The following is a 13,469-nucleotide window of genomic DNA, read 5'->3' as shown; positions in this document are numbered from 1 at the left end:
CCTTATGATTTATTTATAATTAAAAAGCATAAGGCGGTGCGTTATATTTTATAAATCTTTGAAGGAATCAATTCTGCAGACCGATGGCAATCCACTTTTTCCACACGATTACTATCCAGGGGAAGCCAGTTTCGCTACAAACTCATTCGCCCTATTCACTGGTCAAAGAATCAATTGGCAACCGGGGCTTATTCCAGTTGTTACGTAATAGTGTTTTGTGAGTTTGGATGGATCCGCTACCTATATGTAGTATGAAAAACAAAAACCCCGGGTATCATCCCGGGGTTTCATTCTTTAAAGCTAACTTAATTCATCCAAAGATGAAGTGTGTCATTAGAACTTCATGCTGGCACGAACGAAGAAGTAGCGGCCCAACATATCATAGGTATAAGGGTCGGTATTCGAGTCGTTGTTACCAGTGTAGTACGGAGGCTCTTTGTCAAACAGGTTGTTAACACCGCCGGATACACGGATGCGGTCGGTGATATCGTAAGAACCTGACAGGTCATGGTAAACCACGCTGTCTACTGAAGGCGCGTAGCAGCTGCCATCATTTTTCTTACAAGCAAACGAGTCCATACCGTCGATGTAGCGAGCTTCATAAGTGACAGTCCAATCATCACCGGCAGCGGTAATGTTCAGGTTGCTCTTGAACTTGGCATAAGCACCCACGCCACCTGTGATATAGCCACGATAGTCAACTGCATTACCATCCGGGTCAAACTCTTCATACTCACTCAGGATAGAGCTGTCCCAGCCGGCCTTCCAGTCCAGACCGAAGGCATCGAATACGTAGGCAACGTTGATGTCGTAACCTGAGGTATTGGTAGCACCTATGTTCTGCAAACCGTTGTCGAACTTAATACGACCGCTATTGTCGAGTTCAATGTTGGAAGACTGACACAGCGCAGTGCCTGTGTTGATCTTGTTACCACCGGCATCCAGACACTGGTTGGCAATATAGTTGTTGTCAACTGAAGTAATAGTGTTGGAGATCTCGATGTCATAGTAATCGACGGTCAGAGACAGACCTTCTACAAAGCTTGGTGAATACACCAGACCCAGAGTAGTGATATCAGCTTCTTCAGGGGTCAGCATTTCGTTACCACCAACAGTCACTTCAGCCTGATCCTGATCGGTAGCAGGGTGAACAATCTGCTCGAATGATGGTGACTTACCACCATACAGTTCATATACAGTTGGGGCACGGAAGGCAGTGGACATACCACCGCGGATCATCAGGTCATCAAAAACACGCCAGGTCAGACCCAGTTTCCAGGTAGTATCATCACCGAAAGTGCTGTAATCGAAGTAACGCATAGCGGCGCTCAGATCCACTTGCTGCGCCAAAGGCAATTCGCTAAGCAGTGGGATTGCCAATTCTGCGTAAAATTCATTAACACTGAAGTCACCGGAGGTTGGCTCTACGCGAGGATCGTTTGCCAAGCCCTGGGAAGTCAGGGAATCAGGAGTATAATGCGCAGCCTCTTTACGATGCTCGTAACCCGCTGCAAAGCCCATTATACCGGCAGGCAGTTCAAACAAATCTCCGGACAGAGTCGCTGCAATAATATCCAACTCGCTGCCACCGCTGTTCACTTCGGTATATATGTATGGCTTGATGCTCTCACCTTCCCATGATGATTGCAGGAAAGGATCAAAAGTGCCCTCAAGAACCGCAGCGTTGATGGAGCCCAAGTTGTGCAGGTTAGCCAGAGTATCGGTTGAGTCGTTCTTACCTTTGTTGTAAGAAGCATCCCAGGTCCAGCCGTTTTCAAACTCACCTTCCAAGCCAACAACGATACGAATAGTGTCTACTACTTGGTCAAAGTCACGGGTACCGGACTCAACCATACGACGGCCATAAGCCAGTGCTTCACCGGGTTGAACCCAAGGCAGCAGTTCATCGGTCATCCAGCCACCGGCTGACTTAGGATTGTAAACCCAAGCAGAGTTGTTCCAGATTGGCTGAGGCGCCATCTGCTGATTGGACCAACGCTTGGAGTACATGGCTTCGGTGAAGAAACGAATCGATTCGGTCAGTTCATAAGTACCCGCCATGGACAGGTTCAAACGCTCCATTGGCGTCGACAGGTAACTGTCCTTGGCGTAGTTGTATCTGTCGGCATCGCTGAACTCATGATAAGTTCCACCCAAGCCGCTCAGATCCGCCTCAGACATGCCATCAAAGTATTGGAACTTAGGCTTGCCCTCACCGTTATCAACATATTCACCATAGTAGCCCTTGTCTCCTATGGCATAAGCGCCTTCTGGTCCTGTGCCCACGATACCAAAGTTGTTGTCACCCCAGATGTGACCGCCTTGAGAATAGCTACTACCGCCGCAGTACAGGCTACGCTCACCCTTTGGACCTGTCTCTGCAATCGGGCACTTTGAGAAATCACGGTCAGCCTGGCTGGCATCACCACGCTTGGTGTATTGAGCATTAACAACGACATTACCTTTCTCAAAGGTGTTACCCAGTGTCATGTCGATGCTGGACTCGTCAGCGTCACCTTCACCGGAAAGGCCTGTTTGAACGTTGATTTCAAAGCCGTCGAAATCTCTTTTCAGAATGATGTTAACCACACCGGCAATCGCATCGGTACCATAAATGGCAGAAGCGCCATCTTTCAGTACTTCGACACGCTGGATCATAGATACCGGAATGGTGTTAAGGTCAACAGAAGATGCCGCACCGGTACCGGATGCAATCATACGGCGACCATTCACCAGAACCAGAGTGCGGTTATCACCCAAACCACGCAAGTTAATGCGCGAGTTACCGCCTGAGCCATTGTTGATACCGGCGTTGGTCATGGCACCACCGGCTGAGGTCATTTTTTGCAGAACGTCGTCAATATTCACTGCGCCTGACGCTATGATAGATGAAGCATCGATCACACTGACAGGGCTTGCGGTTTCCATATCGGTGCGCTTGATACGAGAGCCTGTAACCTGAATACGCTCTACATTGTCAGCACCTTCTTCGGCCGCCAAAACGGTTGGAGCGCTAAAAGCAGTCGCTGCAACACCACCAACCAATGCCAGACGCACTGCGTTGGTTAACGAATTATTCTTATACATACTTATCTCCCTTTCGACATCTTGTGTCTTGGTAACGGATCCAAATGCTTTGTCCGGATCCTTTAGTTGTTTGCAGGTATACACGAGTGACCAGCAACAATTTCACGCAAATAAAATCACATAACAAACATTTTATCAACATTTGAAACATTAATATTGCACATAAAACCAACAACAAAAGAGAGATAAGATTATTTCATTGAGTATGAATATAGTGTCTCTTACAGCAGTAACAGCTTATCTTAACCAGAATATCGTTATGTAAGGCCATGAAGTAAATGGAGTTTATCAAAACCCGCCCCCACTCACCCAAACGTAACAAACCCGTTACACATCTCTTTCTGGTAAGCTGTGCGAACACTTTTTTTTCCAATAAAAAAGCGCCTTTCGGCGCTTTTTTAAACAGTTCTATTAACAATCAAAGGGTGTAACGAATACCAATAGCGATGCCATCATCCTCTGATAATGACATTCTGGCTTCTTGCGCTTTGTCGGCACTGGTAAAGTCGCTGTAATCTTTACGTGCTTCAACATAGAGAACCGTATTCAGATCCCAAACAAAGTGTAAACCTACAACAACAAACTGACGCTTGAACACATCGTTAGGATCGGCATTAAAGTTTGGTTGAATAACGTAGTCTTTCCCTGCATCCAGAATGTTATAAGACACAAAAGAACGTAGACCATTATCAAACTTGTAAGAAACTAAAGTTTCAACACCATAGGCATCTTTAATCAAGCGGCCGATGTTATCAGTATCATGGTTTTCTTCTTTGTGAACGTTTGCGGCAACATATAAGCCATTCTGGTCAAAATCACCCCAAGTCGCGCCCACACCATAGATTAAATCAACAGCTGTTTTTTGCTCACCTGTACCATAGACCACATCAAACTCACCACGGTTAACACCCGCCATTAAGCTGAATTTATCAGTAGCCTTGTAGGTCAAAGATGCACCATAGGTGTAATCGTAAGTAACTTGTTGCGCTTCTTTCTTACCTGCATTCCATTCTGCTTCACAGGCACTCTCAGTGATGTTTTCGATGTCGCAGGTATAGAAACTGCTATTTTTTAATTGTGCCTGGACCGCAAAGCTCACATCTCCGATGCTGTTACGGTATTGAACGACTTTATCACCACGACCAACACCGTTTACCGCGCCATCGTCTTTGTTGAAAGTGTATACACCAGCAGCATTACCATCCCATACAAAACCGTAGTTAGTGTTGTATACCACGTCATACCAAGCACCCCATTGTTTACCAATAGTAATAGTGCCATATTTATCATGGCTAATGCCTGCATAGCCCAGACGGTTGTAGAAGAACTCATCCTGCACCGATTCGAAACGGTTGTTATAAACAATGTCGCTGCTGCCAACAGGGTTCACGCCCCATTCCAATTTGGCAAATGTGTTCCAACCGTGGGTTAACTCACGGCTAAAACCAAAATTAATCCTGGAAGCACCATTGACAACTTCCGTTTCACCCTGAGTATTGATTACTCGGACATCAACGAAACCGCCGATTGAGACTGCATTTTTCTGATCTTTATAGATTTCAATAGCTTGAACCGATGGAACGGCCAAGAGTCCTGCCAGGACGGATGCGATGAGAGTCTTGTTCATTTGTTGTAACCTTAAGTGTTTTCAGTCTGCCTACCCCATTCCGTTGTTTTATTTCCTTCCAAGGGGAGCGAAGATTAGCAAAAGCTCAGTAAAGCGGCAAAGACAAAAATCACATTTTTTATTACTTTTGCCTTAAAAAAAACCATAAAGGCCGTAAAAATCCAGAAATAAAACCAACCATTAACCTTGTTAACTTTTTGAAACAATTTTGGTATTAGATTAAACTCAACTGTCCCGTGCTGATAGAGGTAAAACTTTCTTTCATTATAGAAAGTATTGGATCGGCTATCGGCTTGATTTGTCTTTCAATATAGTAGTTATAATCAATGGCTGAACGTCTGAGGGAAACAGCTTCGGGGCCATTGATTGTGATCAGGTAGTCTATACGGGTGCCCAAACGACCATAACGCGGATCACAGGTCTGCTCCAACAATTGTCTGGCCGCCTTGACATGGGGTGACGCCTTGGCCTGATAAGCATCCAATTTACGCCTTAGTCGCTTGGAGAAAATAAGCTCGTTATCATAATCGCCGCGTTTAAGCGCTTCTATTTCCGTAGCCAGAAAGCCCACCACATCCAAGTCATTGAACATACGCCGGTACAGCTCGTATTGAATCCGTCTGGCCAGAGGACTCCAATCACTGCGAACCTGCTCCATGCCTTTGAAAATAATATCCAATTGACCTTGACTATTGCGACTGGCACCGACATAGCGCTTTTTGGAGCCTTCTTCTGAATCCCTGAGAGTGGGCATCAGAAACTGTTCATAATGACGCTCAAACTCGAGTTCCAAATGACTTTGCAACTGAAAATGCTCCGCCAAATGCTGTTGCCACTTGGCGGTTATCCTGGCGGCCAACTCTCTGCCGAAGGCTTGCGGCTCTGTGATGTCATGCTGTTGTCCCAGCCAAACAAATGTGGAATCTGTGTCGCCATAGATGACACTCATGCCTTCGTCCTCAATCCAACGTTTGGTCTGCTGCATTATCTCATGACCGCGCATAGTAATTGAGCTTGCCAACCGGGCATCGTGAAACACACAGCCCCGAGACCCCAGCACCCCATAAAGCGAATTCATGATGATCTTGATTGCCTGAGACAAAGGCGCATTGGCTTGGGCCTTGGCACTTTCCCGCTCTTGGGCCAACTTGGCGATAAGCGTTGGCAAGATAGCTTGTTTGCGGCTGAATCTGGCCCCGAGAAAGCCGGGTACCGTCTCGGCTTCGGGCTCACCCATACCCTGCACCAACCCCATGGGATCGATCAAAAAAGTGCGAATAATCGAAGGGTATAGACTCTTGAAGTCCAGTACCAGAATGTCCCGGTAAAGGCCCGGAATGGAGTCCATCACATAGCCGCCGGGGCTTTCCAGGCCATCACTGGCCGGTGCTGCCGGCGCCACAAATCCACCGCGGTGCAAGTGTGGCAGGTAGAGATGATTGAACGCCGCCACCGAAGCCCCTACCCGGCCAAACTCCAACCCGGTCAGCTGCGCCCGGGCGAGGGCAAAATTCAATAGATCGGTTTTATCGAAAATATCCAGCACCAGACGGCAATCGGTCAGATTGTAGTGGGCCAAGGCCAATTTATCCTCTTGAAAGAGCTGTCTTATCTCTTGGCCGCGATCTTCAACTTGATCTATCGCCTTGCCCTCACTCAAGAGTGCGCGGGAGACAAACTCGAGCGAATAGCGCTCAAACTGATAGAAGGCGGCCTTGAGCCAGTCTATGCCGTCCAATACCACTCTCCCGGGCAAAGAGAGGGTTTCCGGCCGATACTTGCCTTCCACCAACCAGGACATGGGCACGCCTCCGCGCCCAAGCCGTGCTTCAATACCATGATGGGCGTAGCGTCGGCTCAGCAGTGCCAGGTCAAAATTGACAACCGACCAACCTATGATAATGTCCGGGTCCCAGAGACAAAACCAGTCAATCAAAGCCTGCAACAAGGCTGCTTCATCCCTGACCCAGTGGATATAGTCTGGCCCGTCCTGGGCTTGACCTATCATGTACACGCGCTGAAACAGCGCTCCATTGCGGTCACGACCGTAGAGTCCGACGGAATAGAGCTCGCCCTGCATGCTGCATTCAAGATCGAGGGAAATAACAGCCAAACCTACATTGTTCAGCGAGGCTTTCCTGGCGCGGCTGGCAACAAACCGTGTCAGTGCGCCGCTTTCCTCGCTGAAATAACCGTAAAACTCGGCATCGAGCGCAATAAAGCGCTCAATCAAGAAACGCTGCTGGGGTTTAAGATCGGCTTCATACAAGGGCATTCCCTGATCCTGGGCCTGCTTTTGCAGTAACCGCATCTGTTGCCGACTGCGACTGTAAAGCGCCGCAACCTTCTCTTTAGCGAAGTTTCTCAGCGCCAGCGGCTGGGTCCGTACCTGGCTTAAACTTTGACATAAAGCCGCCGCATCCTTCTCTTTGGCAAAGCAAATCTGCTCCTGTCCCGGCACCTCAACCAACACAGGCCCCTGCTCGGTGGCCAGATAGTATTGCAGGCATAACCCCTCGTCTCTCTGAACCAGATGACGGGTAAGAATACGGCCTTTCAGGGTTTGCGGCGTGTTTTGGGGCATGAGTCGGGACAATCGTGTTTTAGAGGTTTATTAGCATAAGAAATTACTGGTATTATATACAGGATAATTTTCCAGAACCGAGTCTCATGCTAGCAGCCCATGTAAAGACCCAGATCCGCGAGATCTACAAGGACATTGCCTCCGCACTGCCCAACTTCCGTTCCCGCCGGGAGCAGAATTATATGGTGGCGGAGATCTCCAAGACACTTGCCGGTGAATACGACAAGCAGCGGCGCATCATGGTGATTGAAGCGGGCACAGGTATAGGTAAATCCCTGGCCTATATTCTGGGAACCATACCTCTGGCGCTGGCCAGCAAGAAAAAAGTCTGTATCGCCACCGCCACTGTGGCGCTGCAGGAGCAGTTGCTGCATAAAGATCTGCCGTTTTTTCTGCAACACTCCAAACTCAACTTCCGCTTCGGTCTGGTCAAAGGGCGTCAGCGTTACGTGTGCCTGGCTAAGCTTGAGATGTTGGTAGGTGACGGCAACGGCAGCCAGATGGCCATGTGGCAGACCAAGCCGGATACCTCACAGGTTGAGCAGTTGCAGGCGCTGCTCAAAGACTATCAGGATGGCCGCTGGAATGGTGAACTTGATACCCTCAAAACGCCGCTGCCGGACCACCTGTGGCAACAGATAGCCTGTGACAAACACAGCTGTCATCGCCAACTGGCCAGTCACAGCCACTGCCCCTTCCACAAGGCCCGCGAAGATATTGATACCTGGGATGTGCTTATTGCCAACCATAGTTTGTTACTGGCCGACCTTGAACTGGGTGGCGGTGTGATTCTGCCGGATCCGGAAGAAGTCTATTACGTTATCGACGAAGCCCATCACCTGCCGAATGTAGCCAGGGATTTCTCCAGCGCCCAGGCTACGCTCAGAGGGGCCTGTGATTGGCTGGAGAAAGTCAGCAAGACCACGGCCAAACTGCAAAACCAAATAAAGAGCAACAATATTATTGCCCCGGCGCAGGCGATGCTGGATCGCATCGAAGAATTAACCGGCCTGCTGAATCAGGTTGCCCACTACTGTGATACCCAGCCCAAACTCTTTGCCAACCCGGAAAACCGCCTGCGGTTCGAACATGGCAAGCTGCCGGACGCCCTGTTGATTCAGGCAGAAAACCTGGCCACGGCCTCCAACGATGCCCTCAAGCAATTCAACAAGATGCAGGCTATTCTCAGCGAAAGCGTCAAGGATGGTGAATTACCAAGGCATCAGGCCGAAGCCCTATTGAGTGAAACCGGCTTTATGATGCAGCGCCTGGAAAACCTGCAAAAGCTCTGGAAAATGATGGCCAAGGAGGACAGCCCCAAAGGTGCCCCCACCGCCCGCTGGATTGAAGCCCTCAGCGGCAAGCAGCAGGACTACCTTTTCAGTGCATCGCCAATCGAAGTCGGCTATATGCTGGAACATATGTTGTGGGAAAAAGCCGCCGGTGTCGTGCTATGTAGCGCCACCCTCAGAGCGCTGAACCGCTTTGAGCATTTTGCCTATCAGGTTGGCCTGTCACTCAATGATGGCAGTCGCTACCTGGCGCTGCAGTCGCCTTTCGATTTTGAGAACAACGCCACTCTCTACCTGCCGAAAATGCGCACCGAGCCAACCGAAGACGCCTACACAGAAGAACTCGCCAGCCAGATAAAGCAGTTGGTAGAGGGTGAAATGGCCACTCTGGTGCTGTTTGCCTCCTACTGGCAGATGGAAAAGGTAGCCGATTTACTGCGCAACAAATTGGTATCCGAACCGCTGATCCAGGGCAGTGCCCCACGCCAGCACTTGCTCGAGCAACATAAGCAAAAATGTGACAAAGGTGAGCCCAGCATTATCTTTGGTACCGGCAGTTTTTCCGAGGGTCTCGACCTTCCCGGCGACTACCTGACTAACCTGATAGTAACCAAGCTGCCGTTTGCCGTGCCAACCTCGCCGGTAGAGCAGGCCCACGCAGAATATGTCAAAATGAAAGGCGGTAACCCGTTTTTACAATTGACTATTCCGGATGCGTCACGGAAACTCATCCAGAGTTGCGGCCGCCTGTTGCGAAAAGAGCAGGACTATGGCCGAATAACCATATTAGACAGGCGTTTGGTAACCAAAAGATACGGGTCGTCGCTGCTTGATGCCCTGCCGCCTTACCGTCGCGTTATCGAATGATGCGCTCAATCAGGATGTAAAGTGGATATTCTGCTCGAACCCAGCAGCTGGGCCATATTGGCCGCAGTCGGCCTGCTGGCCGGATTTATTGATGCCGTAGTCGGTGGTGGCGGTCTACTGTCCATTCCCACCTTGCTGACAGTGGGCATGCCACCTCATCTGGCGCTGGGGACCAATAAACTGGCTGCCTGCTTCGGCTCCTCCATGGCGGCATTTACCTATTACCGCAAGCAGTTGCTGACCCCCAAGTTCTGGCTGTTCGCCTTTATTGCTACTGCCATAGGCGCCGTTATCGGCAGTATTGCCGTTTATCTCATCGACACCCGTTGGCTGGAAAAAATTCTGCCACTGCTTATTATCGCCATCGCGTTCTATTCGCTGTTTTCACCCGGAGCCATGGGCTGCAGCCAATGTAAACCCGTCACCGAAGCGCCGGCCAAGCATAAACAGATACTTCAAGGGCTGGGGCTTGGCGCCTACGACGGCTTTGCCGGCCCGGGCATTGGCGCCTTTTGGGCCGTCAGCTCGACCGCGCTGTACCGCCTGCCCTTCCTGCACAGCAGTGCCTTGGCAAGGGCAATGACTTTTGTCAGCAATATCACGGCATTGATGATTTTCTTGCTGCTAGGTAAAGTGCACCTTTTGGTAGGCGTGGTGATGGGCTTGTGTATGATGCTGGGTTCTTATATCGGCGCCCACTCGGCTATCCGCTTCGGAATGCCGTTTATCAGGCCACTCTTTATTGCTATTGTGGTACTTATCGCCGCTAATCTAGCCTGGAGTGCCTGGTTTTGAACACCAATCAACTGGTACAACGTCTGCGGGAACAGCTCAGGCAGTTGGAGCAAGAAGTGCTGCAACATGATGCCTCTTTGCCAGCGGCACAGCGCAAACTACTGCAGGATACTGAACGCTTCAACAGCGAGTTGTTTATTCAGCATGGTGCCCAACTCTATCCCTGTGTGGAACAGCTGCACAAGAGCATAGATCAGTTGGAAAAACAGTTACGCCATCAGTTGGCCCAACACACTATCGCCTTAAGCTGCGAACGCATTCAGGACAGGTTTGTCGCCCTGAAACGGGCCTTGGGAACCACAGGTCTCAACGCCAGGATCCAAAAGCTGCAGCAGACCAGTAAGCGGCAAAGCTACCAACAACGTCAGGGCCGCCGACACCAGGAAAGTGGTTTTGGCTGGATAGCCGCGGGTGTTATGCAAAACAGCCATCAATTGTACGAAGAGCTGAACAAACATCTGAACTGGGCCAAAAAAATAGAACAAAAGATTGAACAATTGCAATCAAAGCTTGAAAACTGTCATAGTACTGACAAAATCCCCGTCCAGAATGACATCCTTTTGATGCATCGCCGCCTCGGTAAGTGCAGGCAGGCGATCAGCTATATTGAAGATCGCATTCAGGCATTCGAACGTCCGCATCAGAGTTACAATCGTTAAGGAGCAACAATGAAACTACGCTTGACCGCCTCGGCCATACTGGCCCTGCTCAGCACTTCCTCGGTATTTGCGGCCAATCTGACCATCCCTATGTCTTTTGAATATCTGGCTCTGGATGGCAAAGAAATTGAAACCAGCAACTTCAACCACAAATCTGAGCTGGCACTATCCGAAGGTGTCCACAAGATTGCTATTCGTTATCATGACATGGTCGATGATGAGTTTTCCGACAGTCAGAGCTTCGTTAAATCTTCTCCTTTCATTCTGACCCTGAAAGCCGAAGGCGACAACGAGTACATCCTTAAGCCTGCCGATGGTGACTACGTCAAGAAGCCCAAAGAGTTTGCCAAAACTCCCAAGGTCGTCATTACCCGCGCCGATAAGGGCCAGGTCAACTACCAGGTGGAACTGACTCAACTGAAAGAAACCAGTTTCCTGTCACAGCTATTCAATGGCAACAAGGGGCCAGATGTTGAAACCGCTGCTGCAGCCGTAACCTCAGGCAACATGGCCGCCAACCAACCTGTGGCACCTGTATCCCAGCCATCACCTGTCAGTGCCATGACAATGCCAGCGGCTTCCAAGGCCGGTAGCCAAGGGGGTGACAGTGCCGCCCATGCCCAGCAAATGCTGCAATACTGGTGGTTACAGGCCGATGAAGCAACTCGCAAAGAGTTCATGAGCTGGGCCATCAAACAGCTCTGATAAATGATCCCTTTGGTGTATCACGCCAGCTACTCCAAACTGGCGTTACCATCCCGGCACAGATTTCCCATCAGCAAATATCAACGCCTGTTTGAGTATCTGTGCCAAACTCCTTTTTCCGGGCAATTTAGCCTCTGCTCCCCAAAACCTGTAAAACAAATCGCTCTCGCCTCTGTGCATTGTCCTCAATATGTTGCCGGGTTTATTCACAACCAACTAGATCCCAAGGCAATGCGCCGCATAGGGTTTCCCTGGAGCGAGCATCTGCTGGCTCGGACACTGCACTCGGTCGCAGGCACCGAGCTTGCGGCACGAAAAGCACTTGAGCACGGCATAGCGCTGCATATCAGCGGCGGTTACCATCACGCTCACCAGGACTTTGGCAGCGGTTACTGTGTTTTCAACGATCTAGTCTACAGTGCCAGACGCATGATAAACCAAGGGCTGGCAGACAAGGTTCTGATTATCGACTGCGACGTCCATCAAGGTGACGGCACAGCCACCATGACAGCCGGCGATGCGAACATCATCAGCTGCTCAATACACTGCCGGCAAAACTTCCCTACCCGGAAGGCAGACTCTCACTATGATATCGAGCTTGAAAACGGCGCCGGTGATGACGAGTACCTCTCAACGCTGGAGCAGATACTGCCTTTGCTGATCTTGACTCATAGACCGGATCTCATTCTTTATGACGCCGGAGTCGATGTACATGCTGAAGATGAACTCGGCTTGTTGCGGCTCAGCCTTGAGGGCATATCCCGGCGGGATATGAGCGTATTGGGTCATGCCAGAGAAGCGGCAATACCAATAGCCTGTGTCACGGGAGGCGGATACTGCAAAGACCCTCTACAATTAACACTCAGACACAGTCAATTATTTCGCGCCGCGACTACGCTGTATCGCTAAAGGCTACGAACCAATTGTTACCAACCAAACCGAACACAGCAAAGAACTTTGGGAGCGTCACCTATGCAGCTGGAAATCCGCAACTACTACGAAGTGATGTTAATGGAAATCCTCGCTGAAGAGGGGTTGATGGATGAGCTGCCAACCGACTATGTGGCCGATCTGGCTTGTATCACGCTCAATCAACTACCAGTGCGCTACATTCACCATCTGGTGGACACCTATTTCTACGGCGACTATCAAGAACAAGATAGAATGCGCAACGAAATCTACCAGGCATTAGAGAAGTCACGGGCGTTTTTGAAATCCAAACTACCCCCGAAACTGGAAACCGATCAGCAAGCGCAGGGGTAACACAGGCATCTGCAATCAAGGAAGGTGCATTTCCTGAATCCAGGGCTCACCAAGAGAGCTTATATCTCTTGCGAACTGTGCTTCTGGAAAGTACATTTCCACCATCGCTCCGGGCCAGCTATTAACCCGATAAAAGTATCATCATAAAAAAATCAGGACATCCTAAACATTTTACGGACCACCTGGAAGCACAAAAAAATCAGGACATCCTAAACATTTTACGGACCACCTGGAAGCATACCTTGCGGTCTCAATCTCTTATAAATGACGATGAATTATTAGAAGTAGACTCTCTGAAACGAGTAATCTGCGTGCTTCATACAAGAACTGCGATTGCCAGGCATGCTTTCGGCAGGCTTAAGCCTGTTGCTGCAAAATCACCAAGGGTTTAAGGTTAATGGGGATGTATTGCTTGGCTTTGTTGCTTACCCCGGCACCATTTACCACCATATTTGGCCTTCATCGCACACATGGCATCCCATCGGCCACTCATGCCACTGTACTGACGGCGAAACTCCTTGGCAGAAGTTATCCAGGCATCGTCGCTGATACCAAGCTCAAGCAGCAGTTTGGGCCTGGAACAGGCAATA

At 49.7% G+C, this 13,469-nt stretch carries 9 protein-coding genes and 1 pseudogene; 6 read left to right on the top strand and 4 right to left on the bottom strand.

Annotated elements, in window-relative coordinates; genetic code table 11:
- Positions 1-333: 333 nt before the first annotated feature.
- The 3 genes from AYI96_RS18850 to AYI96_RS18840 form a co-directional block, all read right to left on the bottom strand.
- Complete coding sequence (locus AYI96_RS18850) at positions 334-3,087, bottom strand: TonB-dependent receptor (RefSeq protein WP_144362146.1); 2,754 nt, start codon at positions 3,085-3,087, stop codon at positions 334-336.
- A 418-nt stretch (positions 3,088-3,505) separates the two neighbouring features.
- Positions 3,506-4,714, bottom strand: coding sequence for a porin (locus AYI96_RS18845; protein WP_039035597.1), 1,209 nt, complete (start codon positions 4,712-4,714; stop codon positions 3,506-3,508).
- A gap of 214 nt (positions 4,715-4,928) precedes the next feature.
- Positions 4,929-7,298 (bottom strand): DNA polymerase II, encoded by a 2,370-nt coding sequence (locus AYI96_RS18840; RefSeq protein ID WP_071476157.1) that lies wholly within the window; start codon positions 7,296-7,298, stop codon positions 4,929-4,931.
- A gap of 86 nt (positions 7,299-7,384) precedes the next feature.
- Here AYI96_RS18840 and dinG point away from each other — a divergent pair, with 86 nt between their 5' ends.
- From dinG to AYI96_RS18810, 6 genes are all read left to right on the top strand, one after another.
- Complete coding sequence (gene dinG, locus AYI96_RS18835; protein WP_025011234.1) at positions 7,385-9,457, top strand: ATP-dependent DNA helicase DinG; 2,073 nt, start codon at positions 7,385-7,387, stop codon at positions 9,455-9,457.
- Between the two features lie 21 nt (positions 9,458-9,478).
- A complete protein-coding gene (locus tag AYI96_RS18830) occupies positions 9,479-10,252 on the top strand; it encodes a TSUP family transporter (protein ID WP_144362145.1) in 774 nt (257 codons plus the stop codon).
- Positions 10,249-10,911: a primosomal replication protein gene (locus AYI96_RS18825; RefSeq protein WP_039035593.1), complete on the top strand. Its 663-nt coding sequence runs from the start codon at positions 10,249-10,251 to the stop codon at positions 10,909-10,911. Before AYI96_RS18830 ends, AYI96_RS18825 begins: the two co-directional genes overlap by 4 nt.
- A 9-nt stretch (positions 10,912-10,920) precedes the next feature.
- Entirely contained in the window at positions 10,921-11,616 is a 696-nt protein-coding gene (locus AYI96_RS18820; protein WP_071476156.1) for a DUF2057 domain-containing protein, read from the top strand.
- A 3-nt stretch (positions 11,617-11,619) separates the two neighbouring features.
- Positions 11,620-12,525: a histone deacetylase gene (locus AYI96_RS18815; RefSeq protein WP_071476155.1), complete on the top strand. Its 906-nt coding sequence runs from the start codon at positions 11,620-11,622 to the stop codon at positions 12,523-12,525.
- A gap of 63 nt (positions 12,526-12,588) precedes the next feature.
- Positions 12,589-12,879 carry a late competence development ComFB family protein gene (locus tag AYI96_RS18810; RefSeq protein ID WP_039036194.1) on the top strand — a complete coding sequence of 97 codons (291 nt, stop codon included), beginning with the start codon at positions 12,589-12,591 and terminating at the stop codon, positions 12,877-12,879.
- A gap of 394 nt (positions 12,880-13,273) precedes the next feature.
- Here AYI96_RS18810 and AYI96_RS20420 read toward each other — a convergent pair.
- Positions 13,274-13,469 (bottom strand): annotated as a pseudogene (locus AYI96_RS20420) (alpha-amylase family glycosyl hydrolase); the annotation flags it as partial.

Source organism: Shewanella sp. MSW (assembly GCF_007636515.1).
GTDB lineage: Bacteria > Pseudomonadota > Gammaproteobacteria > Enterobacterales > Shewanellaceae > Shewanella > Shewanella indica.
This window is presented reverse-complemented; position numbering and strand designations above follow the sequence as displayed.